Origin of the sequence: Acinetobacter sp. TYF_19 (genome assembly GCF_043105125.1) — a bacterium.
Taxonomy (GTDB): domain Bacteria; phylum Pseudomonadota; class Gammaproteobacteria; order Pseudomonadales; family Moraxellaceae; genus Acinetobacter; species Acinetobacter johnsonii.
In genome coordinates this window covers 92,014-113,838 of record NZ_JBICLH010000062.1, presented here as the reverse complement: position 1 = coordinate 113,838, position 21,825 = coordinate 92,014, and the positions used below count along the sequence as shown (strand labels likewise).

General features: G+C 41.8%; 18 protein-coding genes. 9 read left to right on the top strand and 9 right to left on the bottom strand.

The features are described 5' to 3' along the window. Window positions 1-136: 136 nt before the first annotated feature. Window positions 137-1,450 (bottom strand): MFS transporter, encoded by a 1,314-nt coding sequence (locus ACF8FD_RS09020; RefSeq protein ID WP_078426767.1) that lies wholly within the window; start codon window positions 1,448-1,450, stop codon window positions 137-139. A 143-nt stretch (window positions 1,451-1,593) separates the two neighbouring features. Beyond that, entirely contained in the window at window positions 1,594-2,235 is a 642-nt protein-coding gene (locus ACF8FD_RS09015) for a hemolysin III family protein (protein ID WP_234304536.1), read from the bottom strand. Between the two features lie 106 nt (window positions 2,236-2,341). Here ACF8FD_RS09015 and ACF8FD_RS09010 point away from each other — a divergent pair, with 106 nt between their 5' ends. Both ACF8FD_RS09010 and ACF8FD_RS09005 read left to right on the top strand, forming a co-directional pair. Further along, window positions 2,342-3,556, top strand: coding sequence for an SAM-dependent methyltransferase (locus ACF8FD_RS09010; RefSeq protein ID WP_234304537.1), 1,215 nt, complete (start codon window positions 2,342-2,344; stop codon window positions 3,554-3,556). A gap of 59 nt (window positions 3,557-3,615) precedes the next feature. Then, window positions 3,616-4,050, top strand: coding sequence for a GNAT family N-acetyltransferase (locus ACF8FD_RS09005; RefSeq protein ID WP_234304538.1), 435 nt, complete (start codon window positions 3,616-3,618; stop codon window positions 4,048-4,050). A gap of 32 nt (window positions 4,051-4,082) precedes the next feature. Here the strand turns inward: ACF8FD_RS09005 and ACF8FD_RS09000 are convergent, their stop codons facing one another. The 4 genes from ACF8FD_RS09000 to ACF8FD_RS08985 form a co-directional block, all read right to left on the bottom strand. Continuing rightward, on the bottom strand, window positions 4,083-4,424 hold the full coding sequence (locus tag ACF8FD_RS09000) for a hypothetical protein (protein WP_234304539.1): 342 nt from the start codon (window positions 4,422-4,424) through the stop codon (window positions 4,083-4,085). A 188-nt stretch (window positions 4,425-4,612) separates the two neighbouring features. After that, entirely contained in the window at window positions 4,613-6,745 is a 2,133-nt protein-coding gene (locus ACF8FD_RS08995; protein ID WP_279678914.1) for a 3-hydroxyacyl-CoA dehydrogenase NAD-binding domain-containing protein, read from the bottom strand. Window positions 6,746-6,756: 11 nt separating this feature from the next. Then, window positions 6,757-7,962 (bottom strand): acetyl-CoA C-acetyltransferase, encoded by a 1,206-nt coding sequence (locus tag ACF8FD_RS08990; protein ID WP_279678915.1) that lies wholly within the window; start codon window positions 7,960-7,962, stop codon window positions 6,757-6,759. A 188-nt stretch (window positions 7,963-8,150) separates the two neighbouring features. Beyond that, a complete protein-coding gene (locus ACF8FD_RS08985) occupies window positions 8,151-9,161 on the bottom strand; it encodes an AraC family transcriptional regulator (RefSeq protein ID WP_086208841.1) in 1,011 nt (336 codons plus the stop codon). A 211-nt stretch (window positions 9,162-9,372) separates the two neighbouring features. Between ACF8FD_RS08985 and ACF8FD_RS08980 the strand changes: the two genes are divergently transcribed. The 6 genes from ACF8FD_RS08980 to ACF8FD_RS08955 all read left to right on the top strand — a co-directional run bounded on the left by ACF8FD_RS08980 (window position 9,373) and on the right by ACF8FD_RS08955 (window position 17,437). Beyond that, on the top strand, window positions 9,373-10,491 hold the full coding sequence (locus ACF8FD_RS08980) for a CaiB/BaiF CoA-transferase family protein (protein WP_279678916.1): 1,119 nt from the start codon (window positions 9,373-9,375) through the stop codon (window positions 10,489-10,491). Window positions 10,492-10,612: 121 nt separating this feature from the next. After that, window positions 10,613-11,887 (top strand): carbohydrate porin, encoded by a 1,275-nt coding sequence (locus tag ACF8FD_RS08975; protein ID WP_392453328.1) that lies wholly within the window; start codon window positions 10,613-10,615, stop codon window positions 11,885-11,887. A 184-nt stretch (window positions 11,888-12,071) separates the two neighbouring features. After that, window positions 12,072-14,474, top strand: a complete 2,403-nt coding sequence (locus ACF8FD_RS08970; RefSeq protein WP_234304542.1) for a glucose/quinate/shikimate family membrane-bound PQQ-dependent dehydrogenase — start codon at window positions 12,072-12,074, stop codon at window positions 14,472-14,474. Window positions 14,475-14,855: 381 nt separating this feature from the next. Next, window positions 14,856-16,499 carry a nitrite/sulfite reductase gene (locus ACF8FD_RS08965; protein ID WP_234304543.1) on the top strand — a complete coding sequence of 548 codons (1,644 nt, stop codon included), beginning with the start codon at window positions 14,856-14,858 and terminating at the stop codon, window positions 16,497-16,499. Next, a complete protein-coding gene (locus ACF8FD_RS08960; protein ID WP_234304544.1) occupies window positions 16,492-16,977 on the top strand; it encodes a DUF934 domain-containing protein in 486 nt (161 codons plus the stop codon). The genes ACF8FD_RS08965 and ACF8FD_RS08960 overlap by 8 nt, the downstream gene beginning before the upstream one ends. A 106-nt stretch (window positions 16,978-17,083) precedes the next feature. Further along, the gene (locus ACF8FD_RS08955) at window positions 17,084-17,437 is read left to right on the top strand and encodes a multidrug efflux SMR transporter (RefSeq protein ID WP_126037843.1); all 354 of its coding nucleotides are present in this window, start codon (window positions 17,084-17,086) and stop codon (window positions 17,435-17,437) included. A 13-nt stretch (window positions 17,438-17,450) separates the two neighbouring features. Here the strand turns inward: ACF8FD_RS08955 and ACF8FD_RS08950 are convergent, their stop codons facing one another. From ACF8FD_RS08950 to ACF8FD_RS08940, 3 genes are all read right to left on the bottom strand, one after another. Continuing rightward, the gene (locus tag ACF8FD_RS08950) at window positions 17,451-17,903 is read right to left on the bottom strand and encodes a VOC family protein (protein ID WP_234304545.1); all 453 of its coding nucleotides are present in this window, start codon (window positions 17,901-17,903) and stop codon (window positions 17,451-17,453) included. 183 nt (window positions 17,904-18,086) lie between these two features. Continuing rightward, a complete protein-coding gene (locus ACF8FD_RS08945; RefSeq protein WP_201706728.1) occupies window positions 18,087-19,262 on the bottom strand; it encodes an acetyl-CoA C-acyltransferase in 1,176 nt (391 codons plus the stop codon). A 100-nt stretch (window positions 19,263-19,362) separates the two neighbouring features. After that, window positions 19,363-19,887 carry a GspH/FimT family protein gene (locus ACF8FD_RS08940; protein ID WP_279678919.1) on the bottom strand — a complete coding sequence of 175 codons (525 nt, stop codon included), beginning with the start codon at window positions 19,885-19,887 and terminating at the stop codon, window positions 19,363-19,365. Window positions 19,888-20,260: 373 nt separating this feature from the next. Between ACF8FD_RS08940 and omp38 the strand changes: the two genes are divergently transcribed. Continuing rightward, entirely contained in the window at window positions 20,261-21,283 is a 1,023-nt protein-coding gene (omp38, locus tag ACF8FD_RS08935; protein WP_279678920.1) for an outer membrane protein Omp38, read from the top strand. Window positions 21,284-21,825 lie beyond the last annotated feature (542 nt).

Here is a 21,825-nt window from a genome sequence, read left to right as displayed (position 1 = left end):
GTCCTATTCATCTGTATCTTTCTCTATTTTTGAAGTAAAACGACAGATTTTAAATATGGTTTTTGTAGCGTTTGTTAACGCATTGGTATAAAAAAACCAGCATCATTGTGCTGGTTTTTAGGCATCAAATTCAGGGTTAAATTTGATTATTTACATCATCATTTTTGGTTTCACGGATCATTAAGAACGCACATAAAGACAGAAGCGATGCCGCCGTGAGGTAGTAACCTACTGCGTGTAAACCATAGGTGGTTGCAAGCTTGGTGGCAATGAGAGGTGCAAATGATGCCCCAAAGATCCCCGCAAGATTAAAAGTCAGCGCTGAACCTGTATAACGAACGGATATTGGAAAAATCTCAGAGAGCACGGTACCAATCGGTCCATAGGTTAAACCCATGATGGATAAACCAATACACAGGAACAAGAACACAATAAGGGTACTGCCTGATTCCAACATGCTTGAGAATACTAAACCAAATAACGCCGCAGCAATACAGACTGCAATAGACGTGGTTTTACGACCAAATTTTTCCGCAAAAACTGCAGACAAGGGGATGAATGCAGCAAAGCACAGGGTTGCGACCAGTTGAAGTTGTAAGAACTGTTCGCGGGTGTAACCCAGCTGTTTGGTACCCCATTGTAAAGCAAATACCGTCGTGAGGTAGAAGACCACAAAGGTGCAGATGGCTGCAATGGTACCTAAAATCAACATGCCCCAGTGCTTGGTCATCACTTCTTTAAACGGAATGTTAACTTCTTTTTGCTTGTCTAAAACTTTCTGGAACGCGGGGGTTTCATGGAGTTGTAAACGAATCCACAGACCTACAATTACCAATAACGCACTTGAGATAAAGGGAATACGCCAGCCCCAAGTCATGAACGCTTCTTCAGTCATAAAATGACCCAGCGTTAAGAATGAACCAGTTGCTAAGATAAAGCCAATCGGCGCGCCCAGTTGGGGAAACATACCATACCAAGCACGCTTACCTTCAGGTGCATTTTCTGTGGCAAGCAATACCGCACCCGACCATTCACCACCTAAGCCGAGTCCTTGACCTAAACGACACAGTGCAAGTAGTAATGGCGCGGCAATTCCAATTTGTGCATAGGTGGGTAATAAGCCGATACACACAGTTGAAAGTCCCATGGTCAGCAAAGCTGCAACCAAGGTCGCCTTTCGGCCGATACGATCACCTAAATGTCCAAAGAGTGCAGCGCCAATCGGGCGTGCAATAAAGGCAATCGCGAAGGTTGCCAAAGACTGAATGGTTGCGGTCATTGGATCGGTACTTGCTGGAAAGAACAGGTAAGGAAAAATAATGACAGCCGCAGTGGCATAAATATAAAAATCGAAGAATTCGATAGTTGTACCTACCAGACTGGCTGTAAGTACGCGGAATTTTGAGTTTACAGGCTGCTGTTCAGCAACAGCAGTATTTAATGACGCCATGGTAGACCTTACACTTAAAAAATAGTCGAACTGAGTTTTAAAAGCGTCATCTTTTTAAAAAAGGCGTAATTTTTTAAAAAAATACGAATGTTCCTCGGGCAGACTACGGAATTAGGGTTACTAAAAAATGTAGTGTGCGCGGGTTATATCACGTAAAGATAGATGGACAGGAAATGTGATCCTGCACCAATCAATACAAAAATATGCCAGATAGCGTGCGTATATCTTACCTTTTTTAGCGCATAAAACAATGCACCGATGGTATAGGAAAGTCCACCAATGATTAAAAAAGTCAAAGCTGGTTTAGATAAAAAACGTTGCATATCATCCATTACCAGCACAGCCAGCCAACCCATAAGCAGATAAGCAATCAGTGAAATTTTTTCAAAGCGATGAATGAAAACTAACTTGAATAGTGTACCAATGAGAGCAATCACCCAAAGTGCAATGAGTAGGTAATGGGCTTTTTGCGTGGGCAGTGCGATAGACAAAAATGGAGTGTAGGTGCCTGCAATTAGATAATAAATAGCAGTGTGATCTAATTTTTTATACCAGCCGCGACGCTCTGGAGATTCCGCAAAATGATACAAGCTTGATGCGGCAAATAATAAAAATAGGCTCAAAGCATAGACCCAGAGCCCGATCCACTGCGCTGTTTCTAAGTAAGACCCTTTGATAATCAACAAAATACCTGCTATGAGTGCAAGAGCTGCACCAATAGCATGGCTAATAAAATTGATTCTTTCTTCAGCAGGATCGTAGTTGACAACAGGGTGAACGCTCATAAGTCATGTGCATTTTTATAAAATATACAACTGTATCGTAATTCAAATTTGCATTTAGCGTAAGACGCTTTAAAATTTAATCGCAATTCTTTTTTTGGTTTCTATTATGACCGTTTCGGTATCGTCCTCTGCACAAGAGCAGCAATTCCTTCAAGCCTTTCAGAAAGCGCTTGAATCTCAAAGTTTTGATCGGATGATTCTAAGTCAATATCAGGGTGAACTAGAGCAACTCGAGAAGATGACTTTTCGGGTGGTGATGTTGCAAGGACAGGCTGTATTGAGCTGTTTATATCGCCATAAAACCCAAGATGTCACCAAAAATTATTCATTAGACACAGCACTTGATACGGTAACTGCACTTTTGGCGCAGTGTAAACAAGCCAATCTGCTGACAACTGAACAAGAGTTGCAACTGAAGAAGAACAAGAAAAAAGCCATGCTGACACAAAGTAAAAATAAAACGGTAACCAAAGCTGTTGAACAGCAAGGCCATGACCGTGTCAAACAGCGTTTTATCGATCAAGACAGCTATTTCTTACAGCCGCTTGGTATTACCGATGCAAAAGCGCACATCATTCCCAGTATGGCGCGTAAGTGGAAGCAGATTAATAAGTTTGTCGAAATTTTCTCAGGAGCATTAAGTCATATTCAACTGCCTGAACAACTGCGCGTGGTCGATTTTGGCTCAGGAAAAGGCTATTTAACTTTTGCTTTGTATGATTATTTGCTGAAGCAAGATCTGAACCCTTTTGTGACTGGGGTGGAGCTAAACAGCAAGATGGTGGAATTCTGTCAGGAGGTTGCGAACAAGTCGGATTTTCAGCAACTTGATTTTTTTCAGGGTGATGTTCGGACTTACCAACCTGAACGCCTCGATGTGATGATCGCGTTACATGCATGTGATGTCGCGACGGACTTTGCAATTCATACCGGCATTCGTTTAAATGCTGAAATGATCATGTGTGCGCCGTGTTGTCATAAAGAATTACGTCCACAGCTGAAAGCTCCACTCGTGTTGCAACCGATGTTGCAGTTTGGCATTCATGCAGGACAGCAAGCTGAAATGCTGACGGATACTATTCGTGCCTTATTACTCAAAGCCTATGGCTATGAAACCAAAGTGTTTGAGTTTGTAGCACTTGAGCATACCAGCAAGAATAAAATGATTTTGGCAACCAAGCGTAAGGATTATCAAGCGCCTGATGTTGCTGTCTTGGCGCAAATTCAAGCCTTGAAAGAGATGTATGGTATTCAAAAGCATTCACTGGAATTGCTGTTGAATGATCAATGGGATCAGCAAGATGTAGGCTGTAAATGCTGATCTGAACATCACTTTTTAGTGCAATGACCAATACAAAGATAATTTATAGGGAAATGAAAATGCCAAGCTTGAGAATTACGCACGGAACATGGGAAGAGTCGCAACGGGCTGCGAAAATGATTCGTGAGCAGGTCTTTATTCAAGAGCAAAACATTGCTGCTGAAGATGAATGGGATGAGCAAGATGAAATAGCAGTTCATTTTGTGGTCTATGAACAAGATCAAGCCATCGCCACCGCACGACTTTTGCAAAATCATAGTATTGGTCGTGTTGCAGTTTTAAAGTCACATCGCGGTTTGGGCGTGGGCAAAGTCCTGATGCAGGCGGTGATTGCATATGCTCAACAACAACAGCGTCCATTTTTAGTCTTATCCTCTCAAGTACATGCGCAAGCGTTTTATCAGGCTTTGGGCTTTATGCAAGAGGGTGAGGAGTATTTGCATTGTGGTATTCCACATATCCACATGCGTTTATCATCCATAAAAAAGCCCTGATCTTTCAGGGCTTTTTTATTAGTAACAGCATATTAGTGACCATGTTCAGATGACATTTTCGCGTGTTCATCAGCATTCATACTGTGCTCATCAGCGGTTACATGTTCTGTGGTGTCTTCAGACGCTGCTTGAGCTCTTGCTTCACGCGCTTCTTTATCCGCTTGTGCTTTGGCAATGGCTTCTTCAGACATTGCAGGCGCATTTTTAAAAGCATGTTGCTGAGAGTTTTGCTGCGTTTGCTGACTTGGCATATAGTCAGGCTCATTGGTGATCGCAAGGTAGAAGATACCTAAGAAAATTCCACTTAAAATGAAAGCAATAATCAGTGCTTTCCAACCCCATGGTGATTTTTCAGGAGAAGTATTGTCAGTCATGTGCAACAGCCCAATTGAATAATAATAAATCTAAAACTATGTAACTTTATAACACAAAAAATGAGTTCCGGTGCGAAAATAATGCACTAAGATAGGTCAAAATTAAAAGATGAATCAGTATTTTAATTGGTTTTCTCCAAGAGAATAAAAAAAGGGATCTATGGATCCCTGATTTTTAAGTCAGCATTTTAATGGATTTGCCCAGATGGCAATGATTGAGTGAGTAATTGCGGTGCTTTAAAACGCTCACCGTATTTCGCTTCAAGCTGATTGGCACGTTGCAACGCTTTGTCTAAACCATATTGATTTAAAAACTGAATTGCTCCCCCTGTCCACGGCGCAAAGCCAATCCCAAAGATCGAACCGATATTGGCATCAATTACAGACTCAAGGACATTTTCTTCATAACAACGTAACGTATCTAGCGATTGTACAAATAGGAAACGATCTATCATTTCTTGTTCAGAAATATCAATCTCTTTTTTCCAATGACTCAAACCATCCCAAAGCTGTTTCTTGCCACCTTCTGGATAATCATAGAAACCTGCACCAGCAGCTTTACCTTTACGATCAAAAGTATGAATCATGGTTTGAATCACATCATCTGCACCTGAGCGTGGTAAATCTTTACCCTCGGCCTGCAATGCCTTACGCGTTTCATTGGCAACATGTTCAGAAAGGGTTAATGCAACTTCATCTTGAATGGCCAATGGGCCAACGGGCATCCCCGCTTTCAACGCAGCCATTTCGATACGTGCTGGGTGTACACCTTCATGCAGTAAACGTAAACCTTCCTGAACAAAAGTACCAAATACGCGACTGGTGAAGAAGCCACGGCTATCATTCACAACAATCGGGGTTTTACCAATTTGCTGTACATAGTCATAGGCTTTTGCCAAAGTTTCAGCAGAAGTGTTTTTGCCTTTAATGATTTCAACCAATTGCATTTTATCAACTGGGCTAAAGAAATGTAGGCCAATAAAATTTGCCTGATCTTTCGAAGCTTTTGCCAAACCTGTAATCGGTAATGTCGAGGTATTTGAAGCCATCACACCACCATCCACAAGGAAAGTCTCAGCTTCTTGAGTGACTTTGGCTTTGAGTTCTTGATTTTCAAATACTGCTTCAATCATTAAATCACAGCCTTTTAAATCTTCCGCAGATGCCGTTGCAGTAATCAAGCTTAAAACCTGATCACGCTTTTCAGCCGTCATACGTCCTTGTGATACTTTTTTATCTAGCAGTTTTTGGCTATAGGCTTTCCCTTTTTCTGCATTTTCAATAGAGGTATCTTTCAATACCACAGCAACACCTTTAATTGCTGTTGAATAAGCGATCCCTGCGCCCATCATCCCTGCACCAAGCACACCAACTTTGGTCGCTTGCCATTTTGCAACATCTTTAGGACGACTTGCACCTGCTTTAATTGCATTTAATCCATGCCAAAAAGTACCAATCATATTTTTTGAAATTTGACCTGTCGCCAGATAGGTAAAATAACGTGATTCAATGGTCAGTGCCGTATCCACATCCACCTGTGCACCTTCAACCGCAGCCGCCATGATGGCTTCAGGCGCTGGATAACATCCTTTGGTTTTATCACGTAACATTGCTGGAGCAATCGCAAGCATTTGCGCAACTGCAGGTGTTTTAGGATCACCACCCGGAATTTTATACCCTTTCACATCAAACGGTTGTTGTGACTTTGGATTAGCTTTTACCCAAGCAATCGCTTTATCCATCAACTCTTCAGGTGTTTCCGCCGTGTCTTGGATTAAACCTAGAGATTTCGCTTTATCCACACCAAACTGCTTACCTTCCATTAAAAAAGGAAAAGCATTTTGTAAACCTAAAAGGCGTACCATACGCACGATACCACCACCACCCGGCAGTAGGCCTAAAGTCACTTCTGGCAAACCAAATTTTGTTTTAGGATCATTCAATGCGATACGTGCATGACAGCCTAAAGCAATTTCCCAACCGCCACCCAAAGCCGTACCATTCAATGCTGCTACAACAGGTACACCTAAAGTTTCGATATAACGAAACTCGGTTTTCATTTTCTGAACCATTTCAAAAAATGGTGTGGCATCTTCAGGTTGTGCTTGAATCAATTCATCTAAATCACCGCCTGCAAAGAAAGTTTTCTTCGCTGAACGGAAAATAATCCCAGTAATTGACGTTTCAGATTTCAGTTTAGAAACAATGTTTTCTAAAGCTACACGGAAATCACCATTCATGGTATTTGCAGATTGATTCGGAGAATCTAAAGTCAGAATAATAATGCCATCGTCATTTTTTAGATATTGAATTGCGCTCATTATTATTCTCCTTATACCAACTCAATAATGGTCGCAATACCCATGCCACCACCTACACATAATGTTGCCAAGCCACGCTTTTTACCTTGACGTTCTAATTCATCCAGCAATGTTCCGAGAATCATTGCACCCGTCGCACCCAATGGATGCCCCATCGCAATTGCGCCACCATTTACATTAACTTTATCGCTTGGCACTTTTAATTCCGTCATAAAACGCATCACTACAGATGCAAAAGCTTCATTGACTTCAAATAGATCAATATCGTCAATGCTTAAACCGGCTTTTGCCAATGCTTTACGAGCAGCAGGTGCAGGCCCAGTCAGCATAATGGTTGGATCTGAACCGACCAACGCCGTTGCCAAGACTTTGGCACGTGGTTTTAAACCTTGTTCTTTGACCGCTTTCTCAGAAGCAAGCAATACAAGCGCTGCACCATCGACAATGCCTGATGAGTTTCCTGCATGATGCACATGATTAATTTTTTGCGCTTCTGGATATTGTTGTAATGCAATCGCATCAAAACCCATTGCACCCATCATTTCAAAACTTGGATTGAGCTTTGCTAAACCTTCTGCTGTTGTGGTTGGTTTAATAAATTCATCTTGGTCTAAAATGGTCACGCCTGCTTTATCTTTGATGGCAACGACTGATTGATTAAAATAACCCGCAGCTTGCGCCGCCGCCGCTTTACGTTGAGAATTTGCTGCAAATGCGTCGACATCTGAACGCGTATAACCATCCAGTGTTGCAATTAAATCAGCACCAATCCCTTGGGGTATAAAATGTGATTTTAAATTGGTTTCAGGGTCTAATGCCCACGGTCCACCATCGGAACCCATTGGGATACGTGACATCGACTCTACGCCACCAGCAACAACCACATCTTCCCAACCTGAACGTACTTTTTGCGCTGCCATATTGACAGCTTCAAGACCTGACGCACAAAAGCGATTGATTTGTACACCCGCAACATCATTGTCCCAACCTGCTGCAATTGCCGCAGTTTTCGCAATATCACCGCCTTGATCAGCTATTGGTGTGACACAACCCAAGATTATGTCATCTACTTTAGAAGTATCTAAATGATGACGATCTTTGAGTTCATTCAATAATGTGGTCAGCAACGTAATAGGTTTCACTTCATAAAGTGAACCATCTTTCTTTCCCTTTCCGCGTGGTGTGCGAATGGCATCAATGATATAAGCCTCGCTCATAGCTGTTCCTTTTATCACTTTTAAGTTGTTATGTCCTTGAGTGTACAAATTAATCGCCGTGATGCAATGACTAGAACGGGTCAGGCTAGATGAAGATTTTTGCCAATAGCCTGAGTTTAGGGCATAAAAAAACCCAAGATCGAAATCTTGGGTTTAGCAATGTGCCGAACCGTCGTCAAACTAAAAAATTAGTGATAACCGTGTAGTTGGCGATATAAACCAGGTGTGACGCCTGTCCATTTTTTAAAGGCACGGTGGAAGGTGCTGGTTTCACTAAAGCCCACTTGTTGTGCCACATCTTCCAACGTCAAACCCGGATTTAACAGCAGGTGAATCGCGGCATCACGACGTAATGCATCTTTCACGCCTTGGTAACTTTTACCTTCAGCCGCTAAGCGACGACGCAACGTTTGAGGAGATAAATACAACATGGAAGCCACATCGTTCAGCGTTGGCATTTCCTCACCAATTTGACTCTTTAACACATCACGAATACGTGAAGTGAGGGAGTTGGTGTTTTTAAATTTCACTAACAACTGTGCAGGAGCTGCTTTTAAGAACTCTTCTAACGTTTCTTCATTCTGACGAATTGGTAAGTCCAAATAATCTGCGGCAAAAGTGATTTCTGTACGCGGCATATCGAACTGCATCACAGGTGCGAAGAATAAGGCATCATATTCATCTGCATGTGCAGGACGTTCATAGCCAAAATGTACACGTTCAAGTGGTAAACGACGTTCAATCAACCAAGAAGCAAGACCATGCCAAATCATCAACATACTTTCAGTGATAAAGTGATCTGGGTCCATTGATTTTGGAATCTGGGGAACGAGACGTGCTTCGTGCTTGTCGCGCTCTAATGTCACCGACCATTCATCACCAAACAGTTTATAAAACTGTGAAGACAGTTCTAAAGCATCCCCTAAGGTCTTGGCATGAATAATCAACTGGCACATGATGGCAAATGTACCTAGACGACGTGGTTGTTTGTCAAAACCAACATGTTCGTCTTGGGTGACCATCCATAACATTTTAACGAAGCGAGTATATTGTTCTGGAGAAATACGGGCTTTAGGCTGACGCAGCAGTTCTGCCTCAATGCCAACGTGAGAAAGTAATGTTTCGACATCCATGCCGAGACGTTTTACGCCAGTTAAAGCCGCATTGACGAAATGGATACTAATGGTATCACGGCTCATATTTAATCCTTCAGTCTCTTTTATATTCACTTGCGTTTGACCTAAATGACGCTAAAAAAATAAGTTTAGGCAATTTACACTAAAGTTTTTTGCCTTTTTACATGTTAAATTGCCGAAATGATCAAGGTAAATGGCTGAACATGACATTGTTTTGTTGCTTTTATATTTCTAAAATAGCTAAAAAATCAACATAAAAAGAGTAAAAAGTAGCATGGATATGGCATTGAAAGGATTGAAAGTTCTCGATTTTTCTACACTTTTACCGGGACCGTTTGCAACAATGTATTTGGCAGACTTAGGTGCAGAAGTGATCCACATCGAGTCTCCAACTCGACCTGATCTGATCCGTTTAATGCCACCTTATGCCAATGGACAGGCCACAGCACACAGTTATCTCAACCGAAATAAGCATTCGGTAGCACTGGATTTAAAAGATCCTGCCAATATTGAACTGATCAAGTCGAAAATTTTAGACTATGACATTGTGATTGAGCAATTCCGCCCGGGGGTAATGCAAAGACTGGGACTTGACTATCAAACTTTATCTGAAATTAATCCGCGCTTGATCTATTGTTCCATTACGGGTTATGGGCAAACAGGTTTATATCAAAATAAAGCAGGGCACGATATCAACTATGTGGCTTTGTCTGGGATCGCAGGACATAGCGGCCGACAGCACAGTGGTCCTCCTCCTTTGGGAATTCAAATTGCGGATATTGCAGGCGGGTCATTACATAGCGTGATAGGAATACTCGCAGCTGTGATCGAAAGGCAGCGTAGTGGCATAGGGCAGTATATTGATATCTCTATGACTGACTGTGTGGTGGGGCTCAGTAGCATGGCTGCAGCGGCGAGCTTAGCAGGACAGGAAAAGCAAGGGCCGGAGCAAAGCTATCTCAATGGTGCGACTTTTTATGACTATTATGAAACGCAAGATGGCCGCTATTTGTCGATTGGGAGTTTAGAGCCACAGTTTTTACACGGACTGGCAGAAATTTTAGAGTTGCCGATTGTGGCTGAAAAAGGCGCCTCACTGGCAACTGACGACCGTCAGGTGGTGAAACAAGCGATAAAAGCCAAGATTAAAACCCAAGATTTTGCTGTATGGAACGCAATTTTTCAGTCACGGGATGTCTGTGTTGAGCCTGTATTGAAGCTGGATGAAGCACTCGATTCGCAACTGGCAAGAGACCGAAAATGGATTGTTGCTGTGCCTTTAGAAGAGGGGAGTACAAAAAGCGAACAACAATTAGCTTGTCCAATCAAGTTTTCACGTTCAAAAATAAGGTATGAATTTATAGGGAAATCTTTGGGTTTTGACTCTTTGTAAATATCATATAGCGATAATTTAACCAGTTTTAAAACAATAATCTAACAAAAACAATGGGTCTTTATACAAATAGCAAGTATCATATCAATTGGTTGTAAAATTGTAAGAAAGGTCACCAATTATGAATAAATGTAATAGAAGTTGGTGTTTAACGGTGAGTTTATTAACACTCAGCTGTTGCCTGCAAACTGTATATGCTGCAAATGCATTCGAGGTACAAAGCCCTTGGATGCTCGGTGATTGGAATGGTCAACGCACCGCATTGCAAGAAAAAGGCTACGATTTTAGCTTTGGTTATACGGGGGAGATGGCAACTTTACTCGATGCTTCACGTTCTTCAAATCATGGTACTGAATATGCAGACCAGTTTGCATTTGGTACGCACTTCGATTTAGACAAAATTTTGGGTTGGCAGGATACTGAGGCTCAAATCACCATTACTGAGCGTAATGGACGTTCACTTTCTCAAACTTCCGATGCTTTAGATGGACATTTAAGTTCTACTCAAGAAGTGTGGGGACGTGGACAAACGTGGCGTTTAACGGATTTGTGGATTAAGAAAAAGTTCATGGATCAAAAGTTGGACATCAAAGTCGGTCGTTTTGGTGAAGGTGAAGACTTCAACAGTTTCGACTGTGATTTCCAAAACCTTGCGCTCTGTGGCTCTCAAGTTGGTAACGGGGTCGGTGACCAGTGGTACAACTGGCCTGTCAGCCAATGGGCTGCGCGAGTCAAATATAACCTTCGGCCAGACCTGTATGCACAAGTTGGGGTGTATGAATATAACACTGAAAACTTAGAACGTGGCAAAGGCTGGAACTTAAGTACTGACGGTTCGCAGGGGGCCATTATTCCTGCTGAAGTGGTGTGGCAACCTGCTGTAGGTGTAAATAAGTTACCTGGCGAATATCGTGCGGGTTATTACTACAGTTCTGCAGATGCCACAGATATTCAAAACCCAAAGCAAACCTCACATAAACAAGGGGGCTGGGTCGTTGCCAAGCAGCAATTCACAGCACATCGCGGTGATTCTGCGCGTGGTTTAACAGGTTTTGTGAATCTCACACTACATGATTCAGATACCAATACGGTTCGCGACATGCAGAACATTGGTTTGGTCTATAAAGGTGCTTTTGATGCTCGCCCTCAAGATGAAATCGCGATTGGCCTAGCCCGTATTAATATCAATGATGATGTCAAGGACGCGAATATTGTCAATAACAGCGTCAAAGCCCGTTTACAAGGTGAAGAGTATGATGCCGAGATTTACTACGGTATTCATGCAGCCAACTGGTTAACCATTCGTCCCAATATCCAATATATCCGCCATGTAGGCGCATATAAAAATGGTGAAAATGCATGGGTGGGCGGAATTAAATTCCAGACTGCATTTTAGTTTCTAGATCGATAAGTATTTGTCCAGCAAGGTTGATAAAAACTTTTAACGGTTGTTCAAAGCATAAAACTGTTCGAAATAAGTCGTTTGGACAGATACTTAAAATCTAAAAACTGTCTAGGTGTTCATATCGATATTAAAACGATATGAGCTTTTAACAGAATCTAAGAAAAAGGTGGTCAATATGAGTACTCCGTCTTCAGGTTCAGGGCTTAAAACTTTTACAGCTGTGATTGCTGTAATCTTTGGTTTAGTCCTGCTGATAGGAGGGATTTATCTTGCAGTGCTTGGTGGGTCTTGGTACTACATCATTGCAGGTTTACTCTTCATCGTGACTGCAGTTCTACTGCAAAAATTAAAAAGTACGGCATTAATCGTTTATGCGTTGCTGGTCTTGGGTACAGTGATGTGGGGCTTATGGGAAGTGGGTTCAGACTTCTTTGCCTTAGCGCCACGTTTAGATATCCTTGGTTTATTTGGCTTATGGCTACTCATTCCAGCGGTCACACGCGGTTTTTACAACGCTAAAAGTGCAAAACTGGTTTTAACAGGTTCATTGGCAATTACCATTGCAGTGATGATCTATGCTGTGTTTAATGACCCTCAAGAAATTCGAGGTGAACTGAGCAGCAAGCAACCTGCAACCGCACAGTCCATTCCGGGTGTTGCTGATGGCGACTGGCCTGCTTATGGTCGTACTCAGTCTGGTTTGCGTTATTCTCCTTTAACGCAAATTAATTCTGAGAATGTTAAAGATTTAAAAGTGGCTTGGACCTATAACACAGGTGACTTTAAAACAGAAAATGACTCTGGTGAAACCACCAATCAGGTCACCCCAATTAAAGTTGGGGACAATATGTATATCTGTACCACGCACCAAAAACTTGTTGCACTTGACCCTGCTACAGGTAAGGCGAAATGGACTTTTGATCCGAAACTTAAAGCGGACAATACTTTTCAGCACTTAACCTGTCGTGGTGTGTCTTATTATGATGCGAACAATACGGCTGGTTTTGAAGCCAGCTTGCAGCATAAAAAGTCATCGTCTGCGCTATGTCCACGTAAAGTAATCCTACCTGTGAATGATGGCCGTTTAGTTGCCATCAACGCTGATACTGGTGAGCGTTGTACTGACTTTGGTAAAAATGGTGAAGTCGATTTACAAAAAGATATGCCGTTCCCTTATCCAGGCGGTTATATCCCAACGTCGCCACCTGTGGTCACAGGCACGACGATTATTATTGCGGGTTCAACCACAGATAACTATTCAACTGAAGAACCTTCAGGTGTGATCCGTGGTTATGATGTGAATACGGGTGCATTGTTGTGGGTCTTTGACACAGGTGCAGAAGATCCGAACGCAATTCCAGCTCCAGGTCAAAAGTATGTTCAAAACTCACCGAATGCATGGGCACCATTAGCCTATGATGCGGCTTTGGATATCGTTTACATTCCAACGGGTGTGGGTACGCCAGATATTTGGGGCGGTAACCGTACTGAGTTGCATGAGCGTTATGCCAACTCAATGCTGGCATTGAATGCTTCAACAGGTAAGTTGGTGTGGAACTTCCAAACCACGCATCATGATTTGTGGGATATGGATGTACCATCACAGCCGACATTGACGGATATTAAAGATAAGTCAGGCAAAATGGTTCCTGCCATTTACGTATTAACGAAAACAGGTAATGCCTTTGTTCTAGACCGTCGTACTGGTGCAGCCATTGTTCCAATTACAGAAAAACCTGTACCACAAACAGTGAAACGTGGGCCGCAAACCAAAGGTGAGCGTTACTCTGCGACACAACCTTTCTCTGACTTTGACCTTGCGCCAAAAGAGAAACTGACGGATAAGCAAATGTGGGGTGCAACCATGTTTGACCAGTTGATGTGCCGTGTGTCTTTCCACAAACTGAACTATGACGGTATTTATACCCCACCTTCAGAAAATGGAACTTTAGTTTTCCCAGGCAACTTGGGTGTATTTGAATGGGGCGGTATGTCCGTTAACCCTGATCGTCAAATCGCGGTGATGAACCCAATCGGTTTACCGTTTGTTTCTCGACTCATTCCAGCCGATCCAAACCGTCCGAAAACAGCCAAAGGTGCAGGCACCGAAGCGGGTGTACAACCGATGTATGGTGTGCCTTACGGTGTAGAGATCAGTGCGTTCTTGTCTCCATTTGGTTTGCCATGTAAACAGCCTGCTTGGGGCTTTGTGGCGGGTGTGGATTTAAATACTCACGAAGTTGCATGGAAACGTCGTATTGGTACGATCCGTGACAGCTTACCGGGGATTCAATTACCACCATTTAAAATGGGGGTTCCTATGCTTGGTGGTTCAATCTCAACTGCGGGTAATGTGATGTTTGTCGGTGGTACGCAGGATAATTATATCCGTGCCATCAACGTGACCAATGGTGATGAACTTTGGAAAGGTCGTCTACCAGCAGGTGGTCAAGCAACACCAATGACCTATGAAGCCAATGGCAAACAGTATGTGGTCATTATGGCGGGTGGTCATGGTTCATTTGGTACTAAGATGGGAGATGCTTTGGTGGCGTATGCCTTACCCGATGCAAAATAATCGTCTGTAGTTATTTAAACTTTAAAATAGCCTGATTCGTCAGGCTATTTTTATATGCAGTCGGTTTAAAAGGGCAAAGTGACGAGGAGGAAAGAATAGAAAAATTGAGTTCTACCCAGATAAGCCGAGTTTAAAATTTACGTGGTAGCAATGAATGAATTAGTGTGTATGTGATCAGGTGAACGGAGTTAGCTGAATAATGTATAAGTATCTAATAAAAAATACTTTAATCAGAAAAAACCTTTAGGATTAGGGACAAACAGTACATCTACTTATCCTTATCAATAAAACAGCTATGAAATATGTAAAAAACGCATTTTGTTGATAGTTTAAATCTCGTTATGCTGTCAGCCGTTATAATGAAACTACTAGCTGTACGCCATGTATTTATATACTGATTTCGATCAGCAACTGATCAATGAACGTGTTGCACAGTTCCGTGACCAAACGGAACGTTATTTAGCTGGAAAACTCACTGAAGATGAGTACCGCCCATTACGTCTTCAAAACGGTCTATATGTACAACGCTATGCGCCAATGTTACGTATTGCTGTGCCTTATGGCTTGATGAACTCAACGCAATTGCGCAAAGTTGCAGAACTTGCAACTGAGTTTGACCGTGGTTATGCACACGTTTCAACGCGTCAGAATATTCAGTTTAACTGGCCTGCGCTAGAAAATGTTCCAGACATGCTTCAAGAGCTCGCTTCTGTACAAATGCATGCAATCCAAACTTCGGGTAACTGTATTCGTAACACCACCACAGACCAATATGCAGGTGTGGTTGCTGGTGAAGTGGCTGACCCACGTCCAACGTGTGAATTGATCCGTCAATGGTCAACCTTCCACCCAGAGTTTGCCTTCTTGCCACGTAAGTTCAAGATTGCGGTATCAGCACTTGAAGAAACTGATCGTGCAGCAACCTCATTCCATGATATTGGGGTGTATATCGTTAAAAATGAAGCGGGCGAAATTGGCTATAAAATTAAAGTCGGTGGCGGCTTAGGTCGTACCCCTGTGATTGGTAGTTTCATTCGTGACTTCTTGCCACGTGAAGACCTGATTGCTTACTTAGAAGCCGTACTGCGTGTTTATAACTTACACGGTCGCCGTGATAACAAATACAAAGCACGTATTAAGATTTTGGTGAAAGCGTTGACGCCTCAAGTCTTTGCTGAAAAAGTCGAAGCTGAGTTTGCGCACACCATTAAAACTTTAAAAATTCAGCCTGAAATTTTGCAGAAATTAGACGAAGAATTTATACCGTTTGATTATCAAGATTATGCAGATGAAGATTTTTCTGAACAGTTTGCTGCACATCCGAAATTCAAACAGTGGTTCAATATCAATACCAATGCACATAAAGTGAAGGGCTACCGTATTGTAACGATTTCGTTGAAACGTACGGGTATTGCACCGGGTGACATGACCACTGAAGAGATGAATTTGATTGCAGACCTTGCAGACAAATACACCTTTGGTGAACTGCGGACCACGCATGAGCAAAATATTTCTTTGGTAGATGTGCCACAGAAGGATTTATTTGAACTGTGGACTATTCTTGAGAAAAACAATCTAGCGCGTGCGCACATTAGTTTCTTAACCGACATTATCTGCTGCCCAGGCGGTGACTTCTGTTCACTGGCAAATGCGAAATCGATTCCTATTTCAGAAGCGATTTCACGCCGTTTTGATGACTTAGATACCATTTATAACCTTGGCAAACTGGATCTGAATATTTCAGGTTGTATGAATGCATGTGGTCATCACCATGTGGGCAACATTGGTATTTTAGGTGTAGACAAAAAAGGCGCTGAATTCTACCAAATCACTTTGGGTGGTAATGCAGATCATGATGCTTCAATTGGTGACATCTTAGGCCCGTCATTTGCAGCTGAAGTGGTGCCGGACATTGTTGAAGAAATTTTAAATACTTATCTTGACCTTCGTGCTGAGGGTGAAGAATTCATCGATACTTATCGCCGTGTAGGCATTCAACCCTTTAAGGAGCGTGCATATGCTTAATACAGCACTACAAGTCCTCTCTAAAGATGGCTCGATTGCAGACAATACTTATCAAGTGATTGGTGAAGATGGTGTTTTACCGCAAGGTGATGTGGTTTTAACGGTTGAGCAGTTAGATCAATTAGCTGAAGTTTCGGGTAAAAAAGCACTACTGGTTACAGTCGATGCTTCTCCTGAAACGCATGCGTTCCCTTTAGATCAGCTAGATGCCATCTTTATTGATTTTGCCGGTTTTAACGATGGTCGTGGCTATTCATTTGCAGCGCTATTACGTCGCCAAGGTTTCCAAGGTGAACTACGTGCAACAGGTGATGTGTTTAAAGATGTCTTGAACTACATGAAACGTTCAGGCTTTGATACCTTTGTCATTAAAGAAGGTAAAGACATTCTTGAAGCTGCTGCGGGTTTAAATGATTTTAGAAATCCGTATCAAGCATCAACAGCCGTTGCACAAGCCAGTTATCAAACGGGCGCTTAATTTTTTAAGCAAGCAATGAAAAGCTGGACTTCGGTTCAGCTTTTTTGTATTTATACGCAGCATTTTTGATGAACAAATTGAAGAAAAAGAAACAGGTAAATTGGACATGATGGCACTTTTTGCAAAAATTAATCCCGGTGTCATTTGGCTACTTATTGCTATTGCTACAGATGTGCTTTCGACTTTTTATTCCGCAAAAGGTAATGGCTTGGTCAATAAATTGGATCAGGGCATTGCACTGGTGCTTTACATAATTTCTTTTGCGTGTGCAGCCTATGCCTTGAAATTTATGCAAGCGGGAATTTTATATGTGCTGTGGTCTGGCATTGGTGTCATCGCCACAGCACTCCTTGCTAAAACATTCTTAGGACAGGACATTGATTTGGCTGGATGGCTCGGTATCGGTTTTATTACTGTGGGGCTTACCATTATTGCGCAATTTTCAAATATTGATGTTTAAAAAGAAGACGCTTTTATCCTTCTTCTAATTGGCAATTCACCATCCACTTCACTCCAAATTGATCGGTAAATGCACCATAGAGTGCGCCCCAGAAGGTTTTCTCCAGAGGCATCTCTATTTTTCCATTGACTGAAAGTGCATCAAATAAGCGTTTTGCATCGGCTTGTTCATGGGCATCCAAGTTAATCGAAATATAGTGGTTGTTGCCTACAGTAAAGACAGTATTGCTTTGGGCACAAAACTGATCGTTGGTATCCGAAGCCATCAAAATCGTGCTGGCATTGATGGGAAGTGAAACATGCATGATTTTTTGTTGATCAGCGTCAGAAAGGGCGACTGAACTTTCATCTGAAGGTAAGTCTCCATAACGCATGAACGTTGCAAACTCTCCACCAAAGACAGATTTGTAAAAATTAAAAGCGGCTTCAGTTTGACCATCAAAGTTGAGGTAGTGATTCAGTTGCATTATCTTATCCTTATTGTTTTTTTCGACGTTATTTTAACAAGTCGTTGAGATCGCCCCTAATACAATCTTGTAATAAAAAATCCCTCGCAGTCGAGGGATTTTCATAAATGCCGCTTTTATATCAGCTAATCATCCAATCTTTTATTGTATAAAATATGTCAATAAAAGAAAGTTGCTTGAATCTTAAAGTAATTCAATCGCTACAGCAGTCGCTTCACCACCGCCGATGCAGAGTGCCGCAATCCCTTTTTTACCACCTGTACGTTTAAGCGCATGAATTAAAGTCAGGATAATACGTGAACCAGTTGATCCGACAGGGTGACCCAATGCGCAAGCTCCACCATTGATGTTCACTTTTGCTGGATCAAGTTTGAAGTCGTCGATTGGACACATAGTTACCATCGCAAAAGCTTCATTGATTTCCCAAAGGTCTACGTCCTGCGCATTCCAACCTGTTTTCTTAAGCACTTTTTCAATTGCACCGACTGGTGCAATGGTGAACTCTGATGGATGTTGTGAATTCGATGCATAAGCCACAATTTTGGCTAATGGTGCTAAACCTTTGTTCGATGCATTTTCTGCTGAAGTTAAAACTAGTGCGGATGCGCCATCCGAGATTGAACTTGCATTTGCTGCAGTGATGGTGCCGTCTTTAGCAAAAGCAGGGCGAAGGCTTGGAATTTTTGCAATGTTGGCATTGAACGGTTGTTCATCTTTATCAACGACAACATCACCTTTGCGAGATGAAACTGTCACAGGCACGATTTCATCGGCAAAGTAACCTTCGTTGACCGCTGTTTGTGCGCGCTCTAAAGAGCGAATCGCGAAGGCATCCATTTGCTCACGCGTATAGCCACGGGTATTGGCCATATCTTGTGCAAAAGAACCCATCAATCGGCCTGTTTCAGCATCTTCTAAGCCATCAAGGAACATGTGGTCTTTAACATCGCCATGCCCCATACGGTAGCCTGCGCGTGCTTTGGTTAAAATATAAGGAGCATTGGTCATCGACTCCATGCCACCTGCAACCACGATATTTGCCGAACCTGCTTTGATCATATCCGCAGCTTGCATCACTGCTTTCATGCCAGAACCACATAATTTATTAATGGTCACAGCACCTGTTGAATCAGGTAAACCTGCTTGGCGCATAGCTTGACGCGCTGGACCTTGCTTTAATCCCGCAGGTAGAACACAGCCCATGATTACTTCTTCTACATCGTTTGCTTGTAAGCCAGCACGAGTAATCGCTTCTTTAATCGTCACAGCACCGAGTTCTGGAGCGGTCACACTTGCTAAACTGCCTTGAAAACCGCCCATTGCCGTACGAGCACCATTCACAATCACGATGTCTGTCATTTTCTTCTCCGAATCACTTATACGTTTTGTTGGAAACTTAAGCAGTATATGCAAATTTGCTAGCGAGAAAAGCTGAAAACGTGATTATGGACTCATGGGTCTAGTTACAGGTATTGAGTGGTTCGGGGCGGACCTGTCCCATTTTGCTCATGACCAATTTAAAGTGATCCTGACTTTGTAAAGAGCAGTAATAGAAGGTTCCATTTGAGCCAAGGGGTAAGCCATTTTCAGCTTTAAAGCTTAAGGATGGAAGATTGAGTGTGCCACGCCAATCAAGATTGCCATATTTGAGCTGCTGTTGTTCTGTCCGAATAATCGTTTCACTGGTATCTACTCGTCGGTTTTTATTATTATCGATAAATACAATAAAGCCTGAGTTCCATTGATGATTCTGGCATTGAACGAGGTCTTGACTTGGGCAAATGGTGATATTTTGACGTTGTAAGTTGGCCATATTTTTGGCTGTCTGAATACTATTCCTTAATGTATTCAATGTTTTGATTCGCTCTTGCGAGGCCATGTACTGATGAAAATGAGGAAGTGCGATTGTACAAATGATCAGAATAATGCTAATAGTGATGATGAGTTCAAATAATGTGAACCCTTTTTTATTTATAAAAAACATATGGTTATCCAATTTTTTGTTGTAGAGTTATTTTTTATTTATTAAAGCTTTGTTTATCAAACAAATTTTATACATAATTAGTAGTACTCAACTTGTTTAAAAAGCTGTTAAAATGCAGCACAAGTGAAAATAAGCTATTCGCAAGTAAAAATTGAGTAAAAAATTACCGAATTACAACGGAAATTGTAAGTAATTTTGTCAATAATTTACTTGATTAAAGTTATCAAGCACTTGGAAAAAAAATAAAGTGTTTGTATGATTCATTGCGAATAGCTTAAAAATAAAACTGGGGTATAAAAAGCCTATCTCAGAATGGTTAAATAATTTTAAGCTTAAGCTTGAAAAACAATTGTTATCTCTGGAGGATAAATCCATGAAAATGAGTCGTATTGCATTAGCAATGCTCGTAGCTGCTCCTTTAGCTGCTGCAAACGCGGGCGTAACTGTTACTCCATTAATGCTTGGTTACACTTTCCAAGACACTCAACATAATAATGGTAGTGATCATTTGACTGATTCAGCTCAAATGGATGATGACCTATTTGTTGGTGCTGCACTTGGTGTAGAGCTTACTCCTTGGTTAGGTTTTGAAGCGGAATACAACCAAGTTAAAGGTGACATGGTTGACCAAGCGAATGCTGAATACAAGCAAACGCAAATCAACGGTAATTTCTATGCTACTTCTGACTTGATTACTAAAAACTACGACAGCAAAATCAAGCCATATGTACTTTTAGGTGCTGGTCACTACAAATACGAGTTTGATAACGATCTAGGTCGTGCTGGTCGTGGCCTTAAAGAAGAAGGTACTTTAGGTAATGCTGGTTTCGGTGCTTTCTGGCGCTTGAACGATGCTTTATCTCTACGTACTGAAGCTCGTGCTACTTACAACATCGATGAAGATTTCTGGAACTACACAGCTTTAGCTGGTCTTAACGTAGTTCTTGGCGGTCACTTGAAACCTGCTGCTCCAGTAGTAGCAGTTGCTCCAGTTGAGCCAGTTGCTCCAGTTCAACCACAAGAGTTAACTGAAGACCTTAACATGGAACTTCGTGTGTTCTTTGATACAAACAAATCAAACATCAAAGACCAATACAAGCCAGAAATCGCTAAAGTTGCTGAGAAGTTAGTGGAATATCCAAACGCTACTGCTCGCATCGAAGGTCACACAGACAATACTGGTCCACGTGCATTGAACGAACGTTTATCTTTAGCTCGTGCTAACTCTGTTAAATCGTCTCTAGTAAACGAATACAACGTTGACCCAGCTCGTTTGTCTACTCAAGGTTTCGCTTGGGACCAACCGATTGCTGACAACAACACTAAAGAAGGCCGTGCTATGAACCGTCGTGTATTCGCGACAATTTCTGGCAGCCGTACAGTTCAAGCTCAATAATCTGAGTTTTAACTAAAAAACGACTCTTCGGAGTCGTTTTTTTATATCTAAAAATAATGAAATTTATGTTAACTCGTGTTGATGAAAATAAGCTCAAGCTCAATGCAAGAGCCGTTAAGGCTTACGGTGGTCATGTTTATTTACGCATAGGATATAAGACACTGTTAGAAGTATTTCATTTTAGAGGATGAATATAAGAAGAATGAAAAGGGGGATTTCTATTACTCATGCTTCACGACATCGATAATAATTTTGTCTTTAGAATGAATGGATATTTCTAGTTATTTAGCTTTATAAGGATTTATTTTGCCAATGAGATAAGATTTTTGGTTTGATATTTAGGGGCTAGGAATTTGAGAGAGATCAGTGCTCAATAAGCCGTTTTATTTAGTTATGGCGGTGCGAATTGAGAGGCTAAATTTTTACTACCTAAATATGTAAATTGTTCATCGCGCAAGTGAACGGATGCTAGTTACAGAATATTAACTAAGTTTAGGATGGATCCAAGTCATAACTATCGATTCTATGTAACTTCAAGAGTT

Bases quoted from the DNA above. Each gene is read 5' to 3' on its own strand.
- ACF8FD_RS08980 (WP_279678916.1), top strand. From the start codon at position 9,373: ATGGATATGGCATTGAAAGGATTGAAAGTTCTCGATTTTTCTACACTT.
- omp38 (WP_279678920.1), top strand. From the start codon at position 20,261: ATGAAAATGAGTCGTATTGCATTAGCAATGCTCGTAGCTGCTCCTTTA.
- ACF8FD_RS09000 (WP_234304539.1), bottom strand. From the start codon at position 4,424: ATGACTGACAATACTTCTCCTGAAAAATCACCATGGGGTTGGAAAGCA.
- ACF8FD_RS09015 (WP_234304536.1), bottom strand. From the start codon at position 2,235: ATGAGCGTTCACCCTGTTGTCAACTACGATCCTGCTGAAGAAAGAATC.
- ACF8FD_RS08990 (WP_279678915.1), bottom strand. From the start codon at position 7,962: ATGAGCGAGGCTTATATCATTGATGCCATTCGCACACCACGCGGAAAG.
- ACF8FD_RS09020 (WP_078426767.1), bottom strand. From the start codon at position 1,450: ATGGCGTCATTAAATACTGCTGTTGCTGAACAGCAGCCTGTAAACTCA.
- ACF8FD_RS09005 (WP_234304538.1), top strand. From the start codon at position 3,616: ATGCCAAGCTTGAGAATTACGCACGGAACATGGGAAGAGTCGCAACGG.
- ACF8FD_RS08950 (WP_234304545.1), bottom strand. From the start codon at position 17,903: ATGCAACTGAATCACTACCTCAACTTTGATGGTCAAACTGAAGCCGCT.
- ACF8FD_RS08965 (WP_234304543.1), top strand. From the start codon at position 14,856: ATGTATTTATATACTGATTTCGATCAGCAACTGATCAATGAACGTGTT.
- ACF8FD_RS09010 (WP_234304537.1), top strand. From the start codon at position 2,342: ATGACCGTTTCGGTATCGTCCTCTGCACAAGAGCAGCAATTCCTTCAA.
- ACF8FD_RS08940 (WP_279678919.1), bottom strand. From the start codon at position 19,887: ATGTTTTTTATAAATAAAAAAGGGTTCACATTATTTGAACTCATCATC.
- ACF8FD_RS08945 (WP_201706728.1), bottom strand. From the start codon at position 19,262: ATGACAGACATCGTGATTGTGAATGGTGCTCGTACGGCAATGGGCGGT.
- ACF8FD_RS08985 (WP_086208841.1), bottom strand. From the start codon at position 9,161: ATGAGCCGTGATACCATTAGTATCCATTTCGTCAATGCGGCTTTAACT.
- ACF8FD_RS08960 (WP_234304544.1), top strand. From the start codon at position 16,492: ATGCTTAATACAGCACTACAAGTCCTCTCTAAAGATGGCTCGATTGCA.
- ACF8FD_RS08955 (WP_126037843.1), top strand. From the start codon at position 17,084: ATGATGGCACTTTTTGCAAAAATTAATCCCGGTGTCATTTGGCTACTT.
- ACF8FD_RS08995 (WP_279678914.1), bottom strand. From the start codon at position 6,745: ATGAGCGCAATTCAATATCTAAAAAATGACGATGGCATTATTATTCTG.
- ACF8FD_RS08970 (WP_234304542.1), top strand. From the start codon at position 12,072: ATGAGTACTCCGTCTTCAGGTTCAGGGCTTAAAACTTTTACAGCTGTG.
- ACF8FD_RS08975 (WP_392453328.1), top strand. From the start codon at position 10,613: ATGAATAAATGTAATAGAAGTTGGTGTTTAACGGTGAGTTTATTAACA.